The 18587-nt window shown below is 58.6% G+C and carries 21 protein-coding genes; 7 read left to right on the top strand and 14 right to left on the bottom strand.

Translation table 11 applies throughout. The features are described from left to right. Positions 1-38 precede the first annotated feature (38 nt). Complete coding sequence (locus D3871_RS00880) at positions 39-2273, top strand: PhoX family protein (RefSeq protein WP_119767196.1); 2235 nt, start codon at positions 39-41, stop codon at positions 2271-2273. 80 nt (positions 2274-2353) lie between these two features. Here D3871_RS00880 and D3871_RS00885 read toward each other — a convergent pair whose 3' ends face one another. Further along, on the bottom strand, positions 2354-3331 hold the full coding sequence (locus tag D3871_RS00885) for a LysR family transcriptional regulator (protein WP_119767197.1): 978 nt from the start codon (positions 3329-3331) through the stop codon (positions 2354-2356). A gap of 192 nt (positions 3332-3523) precedes the next feature. On the opposite strand from D3871_RS00885, the gene D3871_RS00890 reads away from it, so the two are divergent. Together D3871_RS00890 and D3871_RS00895 are read left to right on the top strand one after the other, a co-directional pair. Next, positions 3524-3841, top strand: a complete 318-nt coding sequence (locus tag D3871_RS00890; protein ID WP_119767198.1) for a hypothetical protein — start codon at positions 3524-3526, stop codon at positions 3839-3841. An 11-nt stretch (positions 3842-3852) separates the two neighbouring features. Continuing rightward, positions 3853-4278, top strand: a complete 426-nt coding sequence (locus D3871_RS00895; protein WP_119767199.1) for a DUF2798 domain-containing protein — start codon at positions 3853-3855, stop codon at positions 4276-4278. Here D3871_RS00895 and D3871_RS00900 read toward each other — a convergent pair. The 4 genes from D3871_RS00900 to D3871_RS00915 all read right to left on the bottom strand — a co-directional run bounded on the left by D3871_RS00900 (position 4273) and on the right by D3871_RS00915 (position 5703). Further along, positions 4273-4701 carry a hypothetical protein gene (locus D3871_RS00900; RefSeq protein ID WP_119767200.1) on the bottom strand — a complete coding sequence of 143 codons (429 nt, stop codon included), beginning with the start codon at positions 4699-4701 and terminating at the stop codon, positions 4273-4275. The two genes, D3871_RS00895 and D3871_RS00900, sit on opposite strands and share 6 nt — an antisense overlap. A gap of 85 nt (positions 4702-4786) precedes the next feature. After that, positions 4787-5044: a DUF5985 family protein gene (locus tag D3871_RS00905; protein WP_119767201.1), complete on the bottom strand. Its 258-nt coding sequence runs from the start codon at positions 5042-5044 to the stop codon at positions 4787-4789. A gap of 7 nt (positions 5045-5051) precedes the next feature. Continuing rightward, entirely contained in the window at positions 5052-5309 is a 258-nt protein-coding gene (locus tag D3871_RS00910) for a DUF5985 family protein (protein WP_119767202.1), read from the bottom strand. A 1-nt stretch (position 5310) separates the two neighbouring features. Next, on the bottom strand, positions 5311-5703 hold the full coding sequence (locus tag D3871_RS00915; protein WP_119767203.1) for an aldo-keto reductase family protein: 393 nt from the start codon (positions 5701-5703) through the stop codon (positions 5311-5313). A 298-nt stretch (positions 5704-6001) separates the two neighbouring features. On the opposite strand from D3871_RS00915, the gene D3871_RS00920 reads away from it, so the two are divergent. Then, complete coding sequence (locus D3871_RS00920) at positions 6002-8434, top strand: penicillin-binding protein 1A (protein ID WP_233575471.1); 2433 nt, start codon at positions 6002-6004, stop codon at positions 8432-8434. 9 nt (positions 8435-8443) lie between these two features. Here D3871_RS00920 and D3871_RS00925 read toward each other — a convergent pair whose 3' ends face one another. After that, on the bottom strand, positions 8444-8893 hold the full coding sequence (locus D3871_RS00925) for a GFA family protein (RefSeq protein WP_158597838.1): 450 nt from the start codon (positions 8891-8893) through the stop codon (positions 8444-8446). A gap of 104 nt (positions 8894-8997) precedes the next feature. After that, positions 8998-9345, bottom strand: coding sequence for a DUF805 domain-containing protein (locus D3871_RS00930; RefSeq protein WP_119767206.1), 348 nt, complete (start codon positions 9343-9345; stop codon positions 8998-9000). Between the two features lie 216 nt (positions 9346-9561). Here D3871_RS00930 and D3871_RS00935 point away from each other — a divergent pair, with 216 nt between their 5' ends. Next, positions 9562-10032, top strand: a complete 471-nt coding sequence (locus D3871_RS00935; protein ID WP_119767207.1) for a Dps family protein — start codon at positions 9562-9564, stop codon at positions 10030-10032. A 132-nt stretch (positions 10033-10164) separates the two neighbouring features. On the opposite strand, the gene D3871_RS00940 is transcribed toward D3871_RS00935, so the two are convergent. Together D3871_RS00940 and ltaE are read right to left on the bottom strand one after the other, a co-directional pair. Beyond that, a complete protein-coding gene (locus tag D3871_RS00940; protein WP_233575472.1) occupies positions 10165-10839 on the bottom strand; it encodes a hypothetical protein in 675 nt (224 codons plus the stop codon). A gap of 190 nt (positions 10840-11029) precedes the next feature. Continuing rightward, positions 11030-12094: a low-specificity L-threonine aldolase gene (gene ltaE, locus D3871_RS00945; protein WP_119767208.1), complete on the bottom strand. Its 1065-nt coding sequence runs from the start codon at positions 12092-12094 to the stop codon at positions 11030-11032. Between the two features lie 232 nt (positions 12095-12326). Between ltaE and D3871_RS00950 the strand changes: the two genes are divergently transcribed. Then, the gene (locus D3871_RS00950) at positions 12327-13139 is read left to right on the top strand and encodes a response regulator (RefSeq protein WP_233575630.1); all 813 of its coding nucleotides are present in this window, start codon (positions 12327-12329) and stop codon (positions 13137-13139) included. Positions 13140-13321: 182 nt separating this feature from the next. Here D3871_RS00950 and D3871_RS00955 read toward each other — a convergent pair whose 3' ends face one another. From D3871_RS00955 to D3871_RS00975, 5 genes are all read right to left on the bottom strand, one after another. Then, positions 13322-13552, bottom strand: a complete 231-nt coding sequence (locus tag D3871_RS00955; RefSeq protein WP_420799619.1) for a hypothetical protein — start codon at positions 13550-13552, stop codon at positions 13322-13324. Positions 13553-13617: 65 nt separating this feature from the next. Then, entirely contained in the window at positions 13618-14616 is a 999-nt protein-coding gene (locus D3871_RS00960) for an LLM class flavin-dependent oxidoreductase (RefSeq protein WP_119767211.1), read from the bottom strand. A 42-nt stretch (positions 14617-14658) separates the two neighbouring features. Continuing rightward, positions 14659-15432 (bottom strand): TSUP family transporter, encoded by a 774-nt coding sequence (locus D3871_RS00965; protein WP_119767212.1) that lies wholly within the window; start codon positions 15430-15432, stop codon positions 14659-14661. A gap of 31 nt (positions 15433-15463) precedes the next feature. Next, complete coding sequence (locus D3871_RS00970) at positions 15464-16330, bottom strand: acyl-CoA thioesterase (RefSeq protein ID WP_119767213.1); 867 nt, start codon at positions 16328-16330, stop codon at positions 15464-15466. Between the two features lie 37 nt (positions 16331-16367). Then, positions 16368-17933, bottom strand: coding sequence for a class I adenylate-forming enzyme family protein (locus D3871_RS00975; protein ID WP_119769800.1), 1566 nt, complete (start codon positions 17931-17933; stop codon positions 16368-16370). A 227-nt stretch (positions 17934-18160) separates the two neighbouring features. Here D3871_RS00975 and D3871_RS00980 point away from each other — a divergent pair, with 227 nt between their 5' ends. Continuing rightward, entirely contained in the window at positions 18161-18586 is a 426-nt protein-coding gene (locus D3871_RS00980; RefSeq protein WP_119767214.1) for a hypothetical protein, read from the top strand. Position 18587 lies beyond the last annotated feature (1 nt).

An 18587-nucleotide genomic window follows, 5' to 3' on the forward strand; every position in this document is an offset into this window, starting at 1 on the left:
CATTGCGTGGCACAATCATTAACGAGGAAACCGCACCCATGAATGACCTGACCCGGAGCGAGCTGCTGGAGCCGGAAGATATCGGCACGAATAACTCGAACAATCCTTCCTTCGACAGCCTGCTTGGCGCGCGCCTGAGCCGTCGTTCCATCCTGAAGGGCAGCTTTGGCCTGGCCTCGACCGCATTCTTTGGCACCGGCCTGGTCGCCTGCGGCGGCAGCGATGCCGTCGCCACGACACCGCCGACGACCGCTCCCGAAGTCGTCAAGAGCCTCAAGCTCAATTTCAATGCCGTTGCCAAGAGCCTGGCCGATGCTGTCAGCCTTCCCGCCGGGTATACCGCCACAGTGCTATATCGCCTGGGCGATCCGATTGCGGCTGGCGTCGCCGACTACAAGAACGACGGTAGCGATTCCGGCGCCTCGTTTGCCCAGCGCGCCGGCGACCATCATGACGGCATGCATTTCTTTGGCCTCGGTGCCGATGGCAAATACAGCGCCAATAGCAGCGATCGCGGCTTGCTCGTGATGAATCACGAAGCCATCACCGGCTCCTTTCTGCATGCAGCAGGACAAACGATTAGTAATGGCGTGCGTACCGTGCCCGATGAGGTACTTAAGGAAATGAATGCGCATGGCGTCAGCGTGATTGAAGTCATCCGCAGCGGAAGCAGCTTCAGCTACAAGAAGGATTCGAGCTTCAATCGCCGCGTGACCGCATTGACGGAAATGGCCCTGTCCGGGCCGGCAGCCAAATCGCCGATGATGGTGACCGCTTATTCGACAGACGGTTCGAAGACGCGCGGCACGGTCAACAATTGCGCTGACGGATACACGCCCTGGGGTACCTATGTGACATGCGAGGAAAACTGGGCCGGCTTCTTCCGTCGCGTGGCCGCCAGCGATGACGTCAGCCGTACTGCAAGGGAAAAGACGTCGTTCGCGCGCTATGGCGTTACCGGAAACGGAACACACTTGTGGGCAACGCCGAACGGAGCATCGGCCAGCGATACCATGTTCAGCCGCTGGAACGCAATGAAGCTCGGCAGTTCGACCGATGGCAGCGACGATTTCCGCAACGCTCCCAATACCTTTGGCTGGATCGTGGAAATCGATCCGTTTACTCCGGCATCGACGCCGAAAAAACGTACCGCCATGGGCCGCTTCGCGCATGAAAACGCGGCTTATCTGCCGGTGGTCGCCGGACAGCCGGTGGTGTATTACATGGGCGACGATTCGCGCGGCGAATATTTGTACAAATACGTGTCGACCGCGGTCTGGGATCCGGCCGATGCGAGCAAAGGCATGGCCGCAGGCGACAAGTATCTGGATGACGGCAAGCTGTATGTCGCGAAATTCAATGCCGATGGCAGCGGCGCCTGGGTCGAACTCAAGTTCGGCAGCAATGGCCTGACTGCCGCGAATACGACGTATGCATTTGCCGACCAGGCCGATGTGCTGATCAATACCCGCCTGGCGGCCGACGCGGTCGGCGCCACCAGGATGGACCGACCGGAATGGGTGGCGGTCAACCCGGCCAATGGCGAAGCCTATCTGACGCTGACCAATAACAGCAACCGCGTACTCGCCAATCCGACATCGAGCCAGCAATTGGTCGACCCGGCGAATCCGCGTTTCTACAACGATCCGAAAGGCACCGCCGCGACCGCGCAGAGAGGCAACCCGAACGGCCATATCATCCGCTGGAAGGATGCGAGCGCAACGGCCACCAGCTTCCAGTGGGACGTATTCCTGTTCGGTGCCCGCGCCGGCGCCAACACGGCCAATATCAACGTCTCGAACCTGAGCGCGGACAATGACTTTTCCAGCCCGGACGGCCTGTGGTTCTCGCAGAATACCGGCTTGCTCTGGATCCAGACCGATGACGGCGCCTTTACCGATGCCACCAATTGCATGATGCTGGCGGCGGTGGCCGGCAAGGTCGGCGATGGCGGCAAGAAGACCATCAACAACGTCGATGGCGCGACCAGCAAGGCGGTCGACACTTATGTCGGTGCGGCACCCGGCGATACCAATCTGCGCCGCTTCCTGGTGGGACCGAAGGAATGTGAAATCACCGGCGTCGCGGAAACACCGGATGGCAAGGCACTGTTCGTCAATATTCAGCACCCGGGCGAAGACACTAAGCCGAATTATGCGAATCCGTCCAGTTACGGCAGTCACTGGCCTGATGGCGGCAGCGCCAGACCGCGTTCGGCGACCATCGTCATTACCAAGAACGACGGCGGAACGATAGGCGGCGGGTTGGCATAAGCAAGTCTTTTCATGAAAATAAAAAACCCGCCTCGGCGGGTTTTTTGCATTCGTAAAAGCTTTGTATCTGGACCAAGCCTTCAGGCAGCTGGTTTTTCCGTCGCTATCCCGGACTTCACAAAGGTTTCGCGCGTCGTGCCGCTCAAGTGCGAACGCAGCCATTTATGCGCCGGACTGCGTGTATCACGTTCATGCCACAACATATCGACATGCACGGTCGGCGTGGCAAACGGCAGTTCCTTGGTAATCAGCGCGCCGGTAATGCCGGTTGATGCAATCAGGTGACGCGGCAGCACGGTAATCAGGTCCGAGGTAGCCACCACGCGGCCAGCGGTAAAGAATTGATTGACCGTTAACAGAATGCGGCGTTCGCGGCCAAGCTGTGCAAGGGTTTCATCGATCAAGCCATGAGCCCGGCCCGAAAAGCTGACCAGCAAATGGTTTGCCGAACAATAGCCGTCGAGCGTCAGGTCATCTTTTGCCAGCGGATGGTTCTTGCGCATCACGCAGACATAGCGTCCGGAATACAACTGTTCATGGCGGATTGGAGATACCGACGCGCCCTGCCCTCCGGCCAGTTGCGCGACCACACCGGGAAAGAAACCCACTGCCAGATCGATATCGCCGCGCAGCAACATCGGACGGGGTTCCCGCGTGGTCAGCGGCACCATCCTGATGGTCAGGCCCGGTGCTTCGCGTTCTATCGAACGCACCAGCGCGGGCAGCCAAAGCGCGGCGGTTGCGTCCGCCATCGCCATCCGAAAAGTGTTTTGCGCGATCGCGATATCGAAGTTTTGTTCGGGAGCGATCGCTTCCTCGAGTTCCGACAATGCGTGCCGCACCGCCGGCCAAAGAGTTTCCGCGCGCAAGGTCGGTTTGACCCCGTGTGCGGTACGAATCAGCAATTCGTCACCAAGCGCATCGCGCAGACGGCGCAAGGCGTTCGACACTGCCGGTTGCGTCATTGCAAGGCGGCTCGCGGCGCGGGTCAGGTTTTGCTCGGTCATCACCGCGTCGAAAACGCGCAATAAATTCAGATCAAGGGTAAGGAAGCTCATGATGAGTAAGAAAGAAAATTCTTTTGAGCAAGACGATTTGGTTATCTCTGGCGCAACCGATATTCATGGAAATTATAGCTGATATGCAAAACCGAAATTGGTTTTAACCGATCTCCCTACTTATACTGCAATGCAGCAAAAGAGAAAAGTCATTTGAGAAAAGTCGTTTAAATATATTGTTCGGAGTAAATCATGTCTGTCCTGACCATCGCCTTACCCGCCGAAGCGGCATTGCCCGCTTTGCAAGCCTTCGCCGGCAGTGCATTCACTGCTGTCCGCCCTTTCCTCGGTCTTGGCGTTGTCGCTGCCGTCCTGCTCGCATTCAAGCCCTTGCTGATCGGTCTGCTGCGTGCCGCACTGCTGCTCGTCAAACCGCGTCAAACACTGGAGCAGCGTGCCGAGCGCCGCACGCTGCAAAGTATTTTGCTATTGAATCGCATGGCGCGCGACCTGGACGGTGCTCAGCCCAATCTGGCCAACGAATTGCGCGCACTGGCTTCGCGCGGCTAAACGGAAACACCATGAATACCCTGACACGCACTTCGGCCCATCCTGCGCCATTGCCCAGTCTACTGGTGGAATGCGCGTTTTTCATGCGCCGTTCGCGCAGCCTGGCATCCATGCTGCCGGCATTCCTGATGAGCGGCATCGCAAGCTTGGCGCTCAGCCTCGTTCTGCATTTGCCCGGAACCGGGTTCAGCGAACATCTCGCCAGCGGCTGGCTCGAAAGCTGGCTGACTGCATGGCCGATTGCGTTTCCGGTGGCCTATGTCGGGGCGCTATTGCTGCGCAAAATGAAGGCGGCGACCAAATCGTCATCCGTCAGCCGCACAGTGGCCGGTCTCGGTTGGTCCGACTTTGCCGAGGTGTCGCAGCAAGTAACAGCGGCACACTGCCTAACGGTCTTGCGCGGCGTGAAAGCCACCCCCAGCTATCGCGTCTCATAGGCCGCGCAGCAGTATTTCGGTATTCACGACGCGCACAGCACCGCGCGTTCTTTGCCCGCCTTCATCAAACCAGCGCTGGGCGACGAATGGAGCAAATCCGGTTTCTTCCCTGATAGCGAACTGGAAGATCGCATCCCAGTCGCTATCGCGCGGCATCACCCATAGCACCTGCCGCCCATTGTCGGCCCGTATCCCCGCATGGCGCAGGTTTGCACGCACGCCTTCCGCGCGCTCTTCCCGGCTTTGCACATAATTGCCATCGGTATCGGGAAGCGGCAACACCGCAGGCACACGCTTTTGCAGCAGCGCCGATGCGCCGTTGGGAAATCTGGCCCATGGCCCGACCAGAGCCTGATGCACGAATTGCAGTTCTTGTTCAGTGAGCGGTTCGTCCAGGTAATAACAGGAAAGCAGATGAGGCATAGTCGGGCGGCAACTTTATCAGCATGCGACAGCGCAGAATCATCATACTGCCAACGGGATGCGAAGTGACCCCCTAAGTGCCCCACTAACTGCGTGGCCGGTTCTTGTCGTAGATCGCAAACAGGATCAGGCCATAGCCGAGCAGCCTGATGATGTAATACGCCGGCATGTCGTCGGAGTCGACCGTTGCCGCACCCAACAGCAGACGGTTGACCGCATCGCTGGCAAATGCCAGCGAAAAGAAAAGAAAGAAGCGGTCGCCGGTACTGCGCCAGAATCGGAGAAAAAACAGGGCTGCAATCAACGAGGCGGTGACGATGGCACCTATCAACATGTCATTCATCGCGCCCTTACTCCTCCCAGATCAGGCCATACAATAACGGCAACAATGCAATTAGCGCGGCGACCAGCCGCCAGGTGAGCAGATCGACCGATGTCGGAAACACGATCCGGTCGAGAATCAGCAGGATATTGTTGACCGATAAGCCAACAAAACACAATCCGCTCCAGAACAAGAGCCGATAACCATTCCGGCGATAGCCGCGCAACAATAGCCATGAGCACAGCATCGAGGTGATTGCGCACAGCGCGTAAATTATGGCGGCCATTTCAAGAGTCCTTTCGCCACTTGAAAGCATCGGCAAATTGCTGAGCCTTTCTTCCGGACGTGGAATGAATCAGATTGGTCATCGCTACCAGCTGTGTTGAATATGCTTCCGCAACCTGGTCAATCATCTGGCGCAGACTTTCGGAAGACGGCGCGAAACAATAGTAGTCGGGCCGCGCCGCATCGGTGCGTAATATCCCGGCTTCATGCAATTCGGTCAATAATGAAGACGCCGCTTTTTCGCTGAGGTAAAGGCGGTTTGCCAACATTGAGGCATCCCAACTCACTTCTTCCTTGCTGCGCAGCAGGAGCATGGCTTCCATGTAAGGGATGGACGGTATGCTCGTCAGTACAAAACGGCGAACCTCGTCAGAAATGGGAAAGCCGGAAGACATGCGAATGGTTGGCGGGAGCAAAAGATGCACTGGGGAAAGTGCATGTTACCTATTGCAATGGCCGGCGTCGATGCAAGCGCTTATATATCATCAATAGGGTTGATATTGCTCAAGCCGGGGCTTTCTCCGTTTGCGTCGCCGGTATGAGTGCTTTCGTCGCATGAATCGATAAAACCAAACCTCGACCGTCTTGTCCAAACGACCATCAACTGAAAAGGTGTCGATGGTGGAGAACAAGAATTCGCATAAATCAGACCCATACTCTCCTGTACAACACCGCCCTCGACGACGTTCCCGTATGCGCAGGCTCTGGCGTTATGCATTTATCCTGTCCGGAGTATGCCTGATCGCCTTGCTGGCGGTGTCGATCGTCGTTGCCAGTTATATCGCCAAGATCGTTCCCACCACCCCCAGCGTAGAAGCCTTGCTGAATGCCCGCAGTGCCCAGCCCAGCATTCTGGTCTCTGCCGACGGCACCCATCTTGCGACCTTCAGCCGCGGCCAGCAGCAGCAAATCAATCTGGATCATGTGTCGCCCTTCGTCCTGGAGGCGCTGATTGCCACCGAAGATCACCGTTTCTACGCACACCGGGGCGTAGACGTCAGCCGCACGCTGTCGGCCATCGTGCATACGCTGCGCGGCGATGCGCAGGGCGGCTCGACCATCACGCAGCAGCTGGTCCGCAACCTGTTTCCCGAACAAATAGGCCGCTCGCGCACGATGGATCGCAAGCTGCGCGAAATCATCACCGCCGTCAAGATTGAAAAAACCTATACCAAGGACGAAATCCTCGAAACCTATCTCAACAGCGTGCCGTTTCTGTACAACGTGATCGGCATTGAAATGGCTGCACGTACCTATTTCGACAAATCCGCTGCCGACCTCGATGCGGCTGAAAGCGCCACCCTGATCGGCATGCTCAAGGGCACCAGTTACTACAACCCTGTCATCAACCCGGAACGCGCGCAACGACGCCGTAACGTCGTGCTTGCACAAATGCTGAAGCATGGCTCGCTGTCGGCCGACGAATTCGCAGCGCTGCGCGACCAGCCCTTGCAGGTCCGGCTGACCCGCCAGTCTGATCCGTTCGGTGTCGCACCCCATTTTGCCGCCTATATACGGCGGCAGCTGATCGAATGGGCGGATGCCAACGATTACAACATCTATGCCGATGGCCTGATCATCGAAAGCACCATTGACGACCGGCTGCAGCAGGCCGCCACCGAAGCCGTTGAGCGGCAGTCGCAAGTGTTGCAGGATATTGCCGATGTCGAATGGGCGCGCAGCAGCAGCCGGCTCATATCGCAAACGCCGGCTGCTTATGGCGCAATGCGCAAGAAGATTGAACCGTTCAGTTATTTCTGGACCGCGCAGCCGGATCTGCTCGATGCCTTCATGCGCGAAAGCCCCGACTATAAGAAGGCGGTGGCTGCCGGACAATCGGACAAGGAAGCGTTGGCCAAGCTCAAGGACAACGAGCTATTCATGTCCCGCCTGCGCGATATGAAGACCCGGCTGGAAGCAGGTTTTGTCGCGATGGATCCGAACAGCGGCGAAGTCAAGGCCTGGATCGGCAGCCGCAGTTTCGAACGGGACCAGTTCGACCACGTCGCGCAAGCCGAGCGGCAGCCGGGATCGACGTTCAAGCCCATCGTCTATGGGGCGGCGCTGGAACAGGGTTTGAAACCAGACCGAATCTATCCGGATGGACAAGTCGAGATACGGGCGCCGGACGGCAGCGTGTGGCGGCCCACCGACATGTCGGGTTTCAGCGGACGCATGATGAGCATGCGCGAAGGCTTGATCTATTCAAAGAATACGATCACCGCGCAAGTGATGCAGGAGGTGGGCTTACCCAATGTGATCAGGCTTGCGCGCGATGTCGGCGTGAGCGCGAGCCGGCTCGATCCGGTACCGTCGCTATCGCTCGGAACCAGTCCGGTCACGCTGCTGGAAATGGTGTCCGCCTACTCCACCATTGCCCGCGTCGGCCAGTACCGCGAGCCGGTGACCATCCGCAAGATCACTGATCGCGACGGCAATGTCGTGGCGGAATTCAATACCGAAGCGCGGCGCGTGATGTCCGAAGAGACTGCGGTCGAACTGATCGACATGATGCGCGGCGTGGTAAGGCAAGGCACGGCGACCGAAGTGCGCAGCCGCTTCAATATCGTCGCCGACATCGCCGGCAAGACCGGTACCACGCAAAACAATACCGATGGATGGTTCATCATGATGCATCCCGACATGGTGGCCGGCGCCTGGGTCGGCTTCAATGATTCACGGGTGACGATGCGCAGCGATTACTGGGGCCAGGGCGGCCACAATGCATTGCTGCTGGTCGGTGACTTTTTTCGCGACACCCTGAAGGCCAAGCGTATCAACGTCAAGGCAAAATTTCCTCAACCGAAGCGGCCGCCGCCGTTAATGGTGAAGACACCGTCCGACGATTGGGTCAACAAGGTCACCGAAAACATGGAATTGATACCGCCCGGCTACGGCTTGATCCAACGCGACGGCGCGGCGACGCTATTGGTCGCTCCCGACGACGGTACGCAAGCCGTGGAGCGTGCGCCTGCACCCGGCGCAGATGAACCTGGACGCTATCTGAGTGGCATTGATCCGGAGCCGGTACCTGCGCTGCGTACCGAAACCAGTGGCAGCTCGCACAATGCCGGCAGCGCCCAGTCCGGCGGCGTTGATGTGGCGATTCCGGACGCGATACATTGAGCGTGTGCGCTAAAGCGAAACAGCTTCTTCCTTTTCTTCCCGGTCCAATACCGGCGGTGATTTGAATACCTTGGGAATGTGCCGGTCCATGCATACCCATGGCAAGGCACTGACTGTCCAGATGTCGGCCACCGGTTTGAACCAGGCGGGATCGTCGAGCGATGCGGCATGAATAACGATCACCTCTGGATTTTGTTTGCTGAGGGCAAACAGCGGCGAGCCGCAGCGACCGCAAAAACAGCGCTCGCTATGTCCGCCGGTCTCTGCCTGTACCGCATGCCTGTTCAGGGCGCCGCAAATTCCAAGCTTGGCTGTCGCCATGACAATCAGGGGGGAATACGCTCCGCCCCCTGCTTGCTGGCAACTACGGCAGTGGCAGTTATACATGGCAAGCGGAGTAGCGGAGCATTGATAACGCACCGCGCCGCACGCACAGCCGCCGGAAAATTGTATGGGCATCGGCATCTCCATCATCCATGGATTTTAGACATGCTGCCTGCGCCAAAAATCTATCGGAGGCCGCATGTCGTCCATGCCCGGCTGCATCATGCGGCGCAAGGTTTTCAGGCCGGGTCGGTAAGCGCGTCCGACGACGTACCGAAGCGGTTGCTCGCTTGTGGCGGCTGCGCGAGGAAATAGATGATCGCAATCCAGCCAAGAACCGGAATCAGACCGATCAATTGAAACCAGCCGCTGCGGTCGGTGTCATGCAAGCGACGTGTTGCCGCGGCAATCGAAGGTAGCAAGATGCCGAGATAGAACAGGCCCGACAGGGTTTCGCTGACAAATGACAGCACGAGACCTGTCAGTGTGATGAACAAGGCGAACCACCAGTATTCGGAGCGCGAAGCTCTGCCCTTGAAATCGGCATATTTCGACAGGCAGGTTTTGATCGATTCAGTAAAGGTCATGGCTTCTCCAGTGTTTTTATTGTCGATATACGCGACCGCTGACGTGCGCAACGTATTGCTTCAGGGTATCACGCCGCTCAGACCTTAACCGCGATTTTTCAAATGCGCCATCCCATTCATATGGGGGTATCAAGACTGCGTGCGGCAACGCGAACCGCTTGCCGGCAACGCGGTCGTAGCGATGTAAAGTTCATCATTCATCAGGAGAAAACAAGAATGGAAATCGATATCGGCATTTCCGAGCAAGATCGTCACAGCATTGTTGATGGCTTGTCGCGCCTACTGGCGGACACGTACACGCTATACCTGAAAACCCACAATTTCCACTGGAATGTGACTGGACCGATGTTTCAGACCTTGCATCTGATGTTCGAAACCCAGTACACGGAACTGGCCGCCGCCGTCGATGAGATTGCTGAGCGGATACGTGCGCTGGGCAGCTTCGTTCCGGGGACGTACGGCGACTTTGCCCGCCTGAGCACGATCAACGAACCGGATGGCGTGCCGTCTGCACAAGAAATGATCCGGCAGCTGGTGCAAGATCAGGAAGCGGTGATTCGCACCGCCCGCTCGATGTTCAAGGCGGTCGATCAGGCCAGCGACGAGCCGACCGCCGATCTCCTGACGCAACGCATGCAGGTGCATGAAAAGACGGCGTGGATGTTGCGGTCGCTATTGGAAAAATAAAACAGTCGCGCAGGCATACTGCCTGTGCACGCCGTTGAAGCAGAGTCAAGTTGCAGCCGCAGCCGGGCTTGTAAGTGCGTTGCCGCGCGTTCGCGCTGGGCTACATGTCCCTATAGATTGTTGTTGAATGACTTAAAACCGGTAGCTGAGACCGACCCGCAACACCGGATACGCCTTGAAGCGGCTTACTTCATGACGCAACTGTTCGTTTTCGCGCGCCAGATCATTCGCGAATTGCGCGCAGACCGTTGCAGTCGCAGCACAACCCGTATTGCTCAGTGAAGTTTTGGCTGACCCTTGGAACAGCAGACCGATATCAGTGGAAAAAGACCAGCCTTTTTCCTTTTCCGATGAACGGCCCCATCCTATGCCCAGGTAGGGCGCGACCTTGTTGAAGCTGACCTTGCCGTTGACCTGGCCTACGCTGGCCGAGCTATAGGCAGTGCCATTGATGTTATAGACGCCGGCGGCATTGGGCTGAGCCATGACATCGATTTTATTGCCGTTGTAAGCCAGACCGGTCGTCAGCCGGAACGAACTGTCCTTCGATGGATACCAGTCGAGCAAGGCTTCATAGGTATTGGCCTTGAGTTTGAGCTGGTAGTCGAGGTCGCGTGTATTGCCGCTGTACGAATAGCCGAGATAGGACGAGCCGAGGCGCGCATTCATATCGGGATTCAGTGGAATGGTGGCATGCACGCCCACACCGGTGGTACCCACATTCCCCGCCACACCGATATCGGCCTGCGCGCCTGTTGCCATCATCCATCCGGCGATCAAACCAAAAGCTGCCAATGTTTTCTTCACTGTTTCCATCCTGTTCACGTGCAAGAAAGACCAGGCAATTTTTCAGCACCGCAAAATTGCTTGGCATACAGGCGCATCTGACTGCAGGCAATAGGCACCAGTTCCAAGAAATTTCGCGAAAATAGGATGCCTTAACAGGTAGATAACAGGAGTTTCAACAAAAGATGGTAGGGCATCTTGTTGCAAGGAATCAGAATGCGTTGACTATCTTTAGCGCACGTTCCACATCTGCTTGGTTCACGTCGAGATGGGTGACCCAGCGGATACGTTTCATCGCGCGTTCCTTGGTCTTGTAATAGCCGCTGGTGACCCGTATTTCATGATCCGCCAAGTACTGCACAAACGCGTCGGCCAGTTCCGCCTCGAGATCGAAGAACACGATATTGGTTTGGGCCGGATGCACCATCGCCTTTCCGGCAAATCTCGAATGCTGCACAGTTGCGCGCGTCAGGCCTTCGGTCAGCAACTGCGCATTTGCATGGTCGTCAGCCAATAGGTGCACATGGTGCTCCAGCGCATGAATGCCGGCTGCCGCCAGCATGCCGGCCTGGCGCATGCCGCCGCCGAGCATCTTGCGCACCCGCCGCGCCTGCGCAATGAAATCCCGCGATCCCAGCAACAGGGAACCCACCGGCGCACCCAGTCCTTTGGACAGACATAGTGATAGCGAGTCATAGGATTGACAGAGATTGCGCGCCTGCGCATACGGATCTCCCCCGCCGGCCAGCGCAACCGCGGCATTGAACAGGCGCGCACCGTCGATATGGGTACGCAAGCCCTGGCGCTGCGCCAGCGCTTGCACTTCGCGCATATACGACAGCGGCAAGACTTTTCCGCCGTGGGTATTTTCGATCACGATCAGCCGGGTTTTGGCGAAGTGCGGATCATCGGGTTTGATCGCGGCTTCGATGTCCGCCAGCGCGATCGTGCCATCCGGTTGATGCTCCAACGGTTGCGGCTGGATCGAGCCGAGCACCGCCATGCCGCCGGCTTCCCAGCGATAGGTATGCCATTGCTGCCCGACGATCGCTTCATCGCCGCGCTGGCAATGCGTCATCAATGCGATCAGGTTGGTCTGGGTGCCGCTGGGCGCAAATAGCGCGGCTTCGAAGCCCAGCAACCGGGCCGCCATCTCCTGCAGCCGGTTGACTGTCGGATCGTCGCCGAACACGTCGTCGCCAAGCGGCGCATCTAGCATTGCCTGTTTCATGGCGGCAGTAGGCCGGGTTACGGTATCGCTACGAAAGTCGGTCATGGTTAGCCTCGGCAAATGGTCAAGCCGACATTATCGACGTTTTGCGCGAACCTCGACGTCGCCGGATGCGACGCTTAAAAACCGTGGACAGATAGCGAACTCTGTTATCATTCCTGCAATCCAGTGTTTTGCAGCAACCGAGGAATTTCCCAACGAATTGCCGTCATCTCCCTAGAAAATGGCCTCTTCCTCCTACCCTTTCACTATTGTCAACCACCGCTTCGTGCTAGAGATGCTCGGTTTCTCCGACGCGGAAAAAAGCCTGCTGGTCTCCACCTTCCGTCTCACTGGCCGCCGGACGTTTTCCTACGTCGATGTGGAGTCGGTCGATGAACGGCCCGACATTTATCTGGTCAATGCCGACAATCCGGACGGCATTCGGCAGATGCATGAACGCAGTCCCAATATCCATGCCCCGGCAGTGTTGATCGGCCGCGAAGCGGTCGGTCCATGGCCGGTGATCGCCAAACCGATTCACTGGATGCGGCTGTTTGAACAACTCGACGCCCAGATGCAGACGGCATTGCAGGAACGCGCCCGGCGCAGCGCAAACGAACAAGGCATGCAATGGAATGGCAGCATGATGCGCCGTGCGGTCGACAAGGATGCGCCGCCGCCGGGGCCGGTCGAGGTCAAGCCGCAGGAATCTGTTCTCGTGGTTGATGACAGCGCGACCGTGCGTGCCTTCATGCGCGCCAAGCTGGCGCCGTTCCGCTTCGACGTCGACTTTGCCGAAGATGGAGAAACGGCGATCGACATGGCGCAAGCCAAGCAATACACCTGTGTCTTCCTCGACATCCTGATGCCTGGCATGGATGGCTACCAGGTTTGCAAGCGCATCAAATCCAGCCCTGCGACAAAAGGCTCGGCCGTGGTCATGTTGAGCAGCAAGTCGTCCGCTTTCGACAAGTTTCGCGGCAGCTGGGCCGGTTGCGATGCGTATCTCGGCAAACCGGTCAGCGAAGACGATTTGCTTAGCACCATCGCCCGTTTCCTGCCGAGTGCACGGCGTGTCGCGCAGGCGATTCTCGCCAAGACCGCTTAGTCGCTCCTCAAAACCGCCGGCGCGCAATATGACTGCCGTGACCGCGGTCTTGATTGCAAACAGGCCAATCACCGACAGCGGCGGCCAAGCAGGTAAATCAATACGATCGCCGCTGCTGCCTTGAGCAAGGCAAAGCCGGCCAGCGCAATAACGCCTTCGCTACTGCCCGTGCCAGTATGCCGTTATCTGCGTCGCTTTTTCCAGTTGTAATCCGGCGACGGATCGGCGACACCCGGATGGCCGACCGAGTCGGGATTTTCCGACGACATGGCAACGAAGCAGATGCTCTCGCCTGCCCGCTGCCGTGCACGCAGCTCTTCCATGAATTTCATCGCCATGCTCATGTCGTCCGATGCAAATTCGCGGCCCCGGGCCGAGGCTGCACCGTCTTCGACTTCCGTCCAGTACACCATGTACATCGCTGTCCCCGCATCGATCACGCAGCGTTGGAAACCTGTTCCGGTATCCCAAACCCGCTTTAGTCCTGCCTGGTCTGAGCCACGATTTCGTAGGAACGCAACCGGGCCGCATGATCGAAGATCATGGAATTGATCATGAGTTCATCGGCTTGCGTTGCATCGATGAAGGCTTGCAACTGCGCTTTTACCGACACCGGATCGCCGATGATGGACGCGCGCAATGTCGATTCGACCGATGCCTGTTCCGGCGGCGACCACAATCCATCCATGCTTCGTACCGGAGGTGGCATCTGTCCCGGCGTGCCGCGCACCAGGTTAACGTGCATCTGCCGGTGCGAGGTCGACAGGTACTGTGCGTCCTGTTCCGAGTCGGCCGCGAAGACATTCAAGCCGACCATTGCATACGGCTTTTCCAGCGTCGCCGACGGCTGGAAGCAGGCGCGGTACAGGTCCAGCGCGGTTTGCAGGTAAGCCGGCGAAAACTGACCGGCAAATGCAAACGGCAGGCCCAGCTGGCCGGCCAGCCGCGCGCTGAAGTCGCTGGACCCGAGCAGCCAGATTGGAACGTCCAGGCCCTCGCCGGGCACCGCGCGCACGCGTGCATGGCGGCCGTCGGGTTGCAGGTATGCGCGCAATTCGACCAGCTGCTGCGGAAATTCATCATCGCCTTGCAGCGTGCGGCGCAGCGCGCGTGCGGTCAGCTGGTTCGATCCCGGGGCGCGCCCGAGACCCAGATCGATGCGCCCGGGATAGAGCGATTCCAGCGTGCCGAACTGTTCGGCTATCACCAGCGGCGCATGGTTGGACAGCATGATGCCGCCGGAACCGACCCGTATGGTCGAGGTGCCGCCGGCCACATGGCCGATCAGTACCGCGGTGGCCGCGCTCGCAATGCCGGGCATGCCATGATGTTCGGCCAGCCAGAAGCGGCGGAAGCCCCAGCGCTCGGCATGGAGCGCCAGATCCAGCGTGCGCTCGAAGGCATCGGCGGCAGTGCCGCCCTGCCGGATCGGCGACAGATCCAGGATCGAGACAGGCGTATGTTTAAGAAGTGTCATGTCGGAACCTTACCTTCGATCTTGCGCAGTCTATTGCACAGTCTAAAAAGCCAGCAAACCCTTTTGCCACAGATATCTTCCCAGCATGATTACGCAGACGGTGACGATCATCGGGCGTATCAGTCTGGTACCGCCGCGCACCATCGCATGCGAACCGCCCCAGGCACCGATCACTTGTCCGGCGACCATTGCCGCGCCCGCCGCCCATAGCACCTTGCCGCCGGCAATGAACACGACCAGCGAAGCGATATTGCTGGCGAAATTCAACACCTTGGCTTGTGCAGTGGCGGTCAACAGGTTGTGGCCGCGCAAGGCGACGCCGGCCAAGGAAAAAAACGAACCGGTGCCAGGACCGAACATGCCGTCATAAAAACCGATGCCGGGCACGACGGCGCCGCGGTAAGCAGCGGTGCTGACACGCGGCTTTTTTTCCAGCGCGCCTGCGTTCGGCGCAAGCAGAAAATACAGCCCGATGCCGACCAGCACCGCCGGGATCACGATATCGAGCGTCTGCGCCTGCACGAACTGCACCGCAAACGCACCGATGGCGGAGCCGATCAGCGAACAGACGAATAGCACCCGCATCTCGGACCAGTGCACCAGTCCGCGCTGCAAGGCCATCAGCGAAGCGGTCAGCGAACCGAAGCTGCTTTGCAGCTTGTTTGTGGCAAGCGCATGCAGCGGTGGAATCTGGACCAGCAACAGCACCGGAATCGTGATCAGCCCGCCGCCGCCGGCGATCGTGTCGATAAACCCGGCCACCAATGCGACGCAGAACAATACGGCCAGAATTTCTGGCGATAACAAGAATTCCATATGACTTTCTGTTGAAGATTGAGCGCGCGGCTTAAGCAGGCTGCTTGTCGCGCAGGCGGATCAATCCTTCCTGTGCGATGGTCGCGACCAGTTCACGTTGCTGGTTATAGACATAGGCCAGGCACAGGCCGCGGCCGCCGGACGCATTCGGGGTTTCCATTGCAAACAGCAGCCATTCATCCATGCGGAACGGCCGGTGGAACCAGATCGTATGGTCGAGACTTGCGATCTGCAGGCGTGGCTCGCTCATGCGCACGCCATGCGGTTGCAGTGCGGTCCACAGCAGGCTGTAATCGGACACATAGCCGAACAGCGAGTCGTGCACCATTGGATCGTCGGATAAGCGTATCGGCGCGCGGATCCATATATGCTTGCTGAACTTGCCCGGATTGCCCCCCAAAATATCGCCCGCATGGTCGGCGCGGAAATCGACCGGTACCGGCATGAATGGGCGTTTTGGATGCGGCGGCTGGTTTTTCCAGGCCACGATATTGGAGGGTACGGTTTCCGGATCGTCTGCCGGCGGCATCTCTTTCTGATGCGACAAGCCCTGCTCTGGAGTCTGGAAGGAAGCCGACATCACGAAAATGCGGCGGCCTTCCTGATATGCGACCACGCGCCGCGTACTGAACGAGCCGCCGTCGCGCACGCGCTCGACTTCGTATTCGATCGGCAGCCGGTGATTGCCGGCCAGCAGAAACATCGAGTGCAGCGAATGCACGCGTCGCTGCGGCACCGTGACGGCCGCCGCATACAGCGACTGGCCGACCACCTGGCCGCCGAATACATTCGGACTGCCCATGAAATGACTTTGCCCAAGATAGCGGTCGGTTTCTATCTGTTCCAGCTTGAGCAGATCGAGGACTTCTTCGGTGTTATAGAGGGACGGGTCCGACATAGGTTTATTTGATAAAAGTAAATAGGGGTGCCGCCGCTCAGGCGAGCGTGCGGCCGAAGCTGTCGCGCAATTCGCGCTTGAGGACTTTGCCGATGGCGCTGCGGGGCAATACATCGGTGATTTCGACCGCCGCCAGCCGCTGCGTTTTGCCCAGTCTTTCATTGGCCCATGACAGCAGTGCGGGCGCATCGAGCGAAGCACCCGGCCGGATCACGGCGAACGCCACCGGCGTCTCGCCCCAGCGTGTCGATGGCATGCCGACCACTGCGGCTTCAACCACATCGGGATGCTGGTGCAGCACTGCCTCAAGGTCGCTCGGATAGACATTGAAGCCGCCGGAAATGATCATGTCCTTCTTGCGGTCCATCAGCGTGAGGAAGCCGTCCGCATCGAAGCGGCCGATATCGCCGGTACGGATGAAGCGTTTGCCGCTCGGGTCAACCCATTCGGCTTCGGCGGTTTTTTGCGGCTGGTTGTGATAGCCGGCCATCATCGCCGGCGAATGGCCGACCACTTCGCCGAGTTCGTCGGCACCGACTTCCTTGCCGGATTCATCGATCAGGCGGATGTCATGGCCGGGCGCCGGCTGGCCGACCGTGTGCAATTTGTCCGGATGCTCATGCGCGACCAGCATGCAGGTGCCGCCGCCTTCGGTCATGCCGTAATATTCGATCAGTCCGCCCGGCCAGCGTCGCAGGATGTCGGCCTTGAGCGCTGCCGAAAACGGCGCGCTGGTACAGAACTTCATACGGAAGGAGGACAGGTCGTACTGGTCGAAGTCGGCGCGCGCCATGATGCGCTGGTACTGCACCGGCACCAGCATGGTATGCGTGACGCGATGCTGCTGTGCGAGCTGCAGATACTTTGCCGCATCGAACTTCGCCATCATGACGACAGTTCCGCCCAGCGAGACTGTCGGGAAAAAACAGACCAGCGTGGTATTCGAATACAGCGGTGTCGAAATCAGCGTGACCGCTTCCGGATCATAGCCATTGCTGCGGCCGCGCTGCACATGGGTCCAGCGCATCGAATACGGTTGCACGATGCCCTTCGGCGCTCCGGTGGTGCCGGATGAATAAATGATATTGAAAGGCCACTCGGGCGCGATGTCCACCGGTTGCGGTTTGCTGCCCGGCGGCGCCAACCAGTTCTCGAATGCCTGGCCGGCCTTGCTGCCGTCGAGTGCGATCACGGGCGCGGCCAGTATGGCGCGCACCGGCGCCAGTTGCTCCGCCACTGCCTGATCCAGAAACAGCAGGCGCGCGTCGGCATCCTTGGCCATCGTGACCAGGCTGTCCGCCGACGATGACGGTGCCAGCGGCGCGACTGCCACCCCTGCGCGCAGACTGCCGAGAAAGACTGCCGCATACGGAATCGATGTGCCGGCGCAGATCGCGATCGTATCGCGCGGACCGATGCCGTCGCGTTGCAGCGAGGCGGCAATCCTATCCATCAATGCATCGAGTTCGGCATAGGTGAGCGTCGTGCCGTCCTGGACCAGCGCCGGCTTTGTCGGCATTGCCGCCGCATGCAGTTGGACCAGGTAAGGCAATGGATGGAAGTTGTCTTCAAGCACAGTGTCAATGTTGGACTGGGCGGTCATGCGAATCATCTATCGGAAGAAATGGAAGGGGCCGTCTGAAATACGGCATTGCCTCAATACTAGTCCAGATTGACGTTTCGCGCGGAATGGCCCTCTTCACCCTCTTCATCTTGCTGGCCGTTGCGAACGATCAAGTAGTTTATTGATGCATTTGGGACAGTGAATTCAGCAGGTTTGTATGCTGGACGAAAACCCTGCGCACGTGTATTACCTTCGCCGGAGACGCCATGAAGTTCGCTTCCATCTTTGCCGCCGCAATGCTGGCGACTACGCCAACTGCCGTGCTGGCATGCGAGGCGCGGCAGCCGGAAAATTTTTCCGGTTTCTTCAACCGTTTTGCGGAAGACAAGAATTTTGCGGCAAGCCGGACCGTGTATCCATCGCTGCGCATACGATATGACTACGGCCTTGAAGGCGGCAAGCAACAGATCACCGAATCGCGTCGCACGGTAAGCCGGCAAGGCGATGTCGCGAGTCAGACGATGGGCCATTTCATTCAGACCAACCAGCTCGAATACACCACTTCCGGCATATCGAAAGACAAGGTGGTAGTCGACGTGCTCAAGCCGGGCCGCGATTGGGTGCTCAGTTATCACTTTTTGAGCAAGGGCGGTTGCTGGTTTTTGCGCGAGATTCAATATCACGCGCTGTAAG

It is taken from the genome of Noviherbaspirillum saxi, from assembly GCF_003591035.1.
Taxonomy (GTDB): domain Bacteria; phylum Pseudomonadota; class Gammaproteobacteria; order Burkholderiales; family Burkholderiaceae_D; genus Noviherbaspirillum; species Noviherbaspirillum saxi.

Coding starts and splice junctions, on each gene's coding strand:
- D3871_RS00880 (WP_119767196.1), top strand. CDS start 39: ATGAATGACCTGACCCGGAGCGAGCTGCTGGAGCCGGAAGATATCGGC.
- D3871_RS00885 (WP_119767197.1), bottom strand. CDS start 3,331: ATGAGCTTCCTTACCCTTGATCTGAATTTATTGCGCGTTTTCGACGCG.
- D3871_RS00890 (WP_119767198.1), top strand. CDS start 3,524: ATGTCTGTCCTGACCATCGCCTTACCCGCCGAAGCGGCATTGCCCGCT.
- D3871_RS00895 (WP_119767199.1), top strand. CDS start 3,853: ATGAATACCCTGACACGCACTTCGGCCCATCCTGCGCCATTGCCCAGT.
- D3871_RS00900 (WP_119767200.1), bottom strand. CDS start 4,701: ATGCCTCATCTGCTTTCCTGTTATTACCTGGACGAACCGCTCACTGAA.
- D3871_RS00905 (WP_119767201.1), bottom strand. CDS start 5,044: ATGAATGACATGTTGATAGGTGCCATCGTCACCGCCTCGTTGATTGCA.
- D3871_RS00910 (WP_119767202.1), bottom strand. CDS start 5,309: ATGGCCGCCATAATTTACGCGCTGTGCGCAATCACCTCGATGCTGTGC.
- D3871_RS00915 (WP_119767203.1), bottom strand. CDS start 5,703: ATGTCTTCCGGCTTTCCCATTTCTGACGAGGTTCGCCGTTTTGTACTG.
- D3871_RS00920 (WP_233575471.1), top strand. CDS start 6,002: ATGCGCAGGCTCTGGCGTTATGCATTTATCCTGTCCGGAGTATGCCTG.
- D3871_RS00925 (WP_158597838.1), bottom strand. CDS start 8,893: ATGCCCATACAATTTTCCGGCGGCTGTGCGTGCGGCGCGGTGCGTTAT.
- D3871_RS00930 (WP_119767206.1), bottom strand. CDS start 9,345: ATGACCTTTACTGAATCGATCAAAACCTGCCTGTCGAAATATGCCGAT.
- D3871_RS00935 (WP_119767207.1), top strand. CDS start 9,562: ATGGAAATCGATATCGGCATTTCCGAGCAAGATCGTCACAGCATTGTT.
- ltaE (WP_119767208.1), bottom strand. CDS start 12,094: ATGACCGACTTTCGTAGCGATACCGTAACCCGGCCTACTGCCGCCATG.
- D3871_RS00950 (WP_233575630.1), top strand. CDS start 12,327: ATGCTCGGTTTCTCCGACGCGGAAAAAAGCCTGCTGGTCTCCACCTTC.
- D3871_RS00955 (WP_420799619.1), bottom strand. CDS start 13,552: ATGGTGTACTGGACGGAAGTCGAAGACGGTGCAGCCTCGGCCCGGGGC.
- D3871_RS00960 (WP_119767211.1), bottom strand. CDS start 14,616: ATGACACTTCTTAAACATACGCCTGTCTCGATCCTGGATCTGTCGCCG.
- D3871_RS00965 (WP_119767212.1), bottom strand. CDS start 15,432: ATGGAATTCTTGTTATCGCCAGAAATTCTGGCCGTATTGTTCTGCGTC.
- D3871_RS00970 (WP_119767213.1), bottom strand. CDS start 16,330: ATGTCGGACCCGTCCCTCTATAACACCGAAGAAGTCCTCGATCTGCTC.
- D3871_RS00975 (WP_119769800.1), bottom strand. CDS start 17,933: ATGACCGCCCAGTCCAACATTGACACTGTGCTTGAAGACAACTTCCAT.
- D3871_RS00980 (WP_119767214.1), top strand. CDS start 18,161: ATGAAGTTCGCTTCCATCTTTGCCGCCGCAATGCTGGCGACTACGCCA.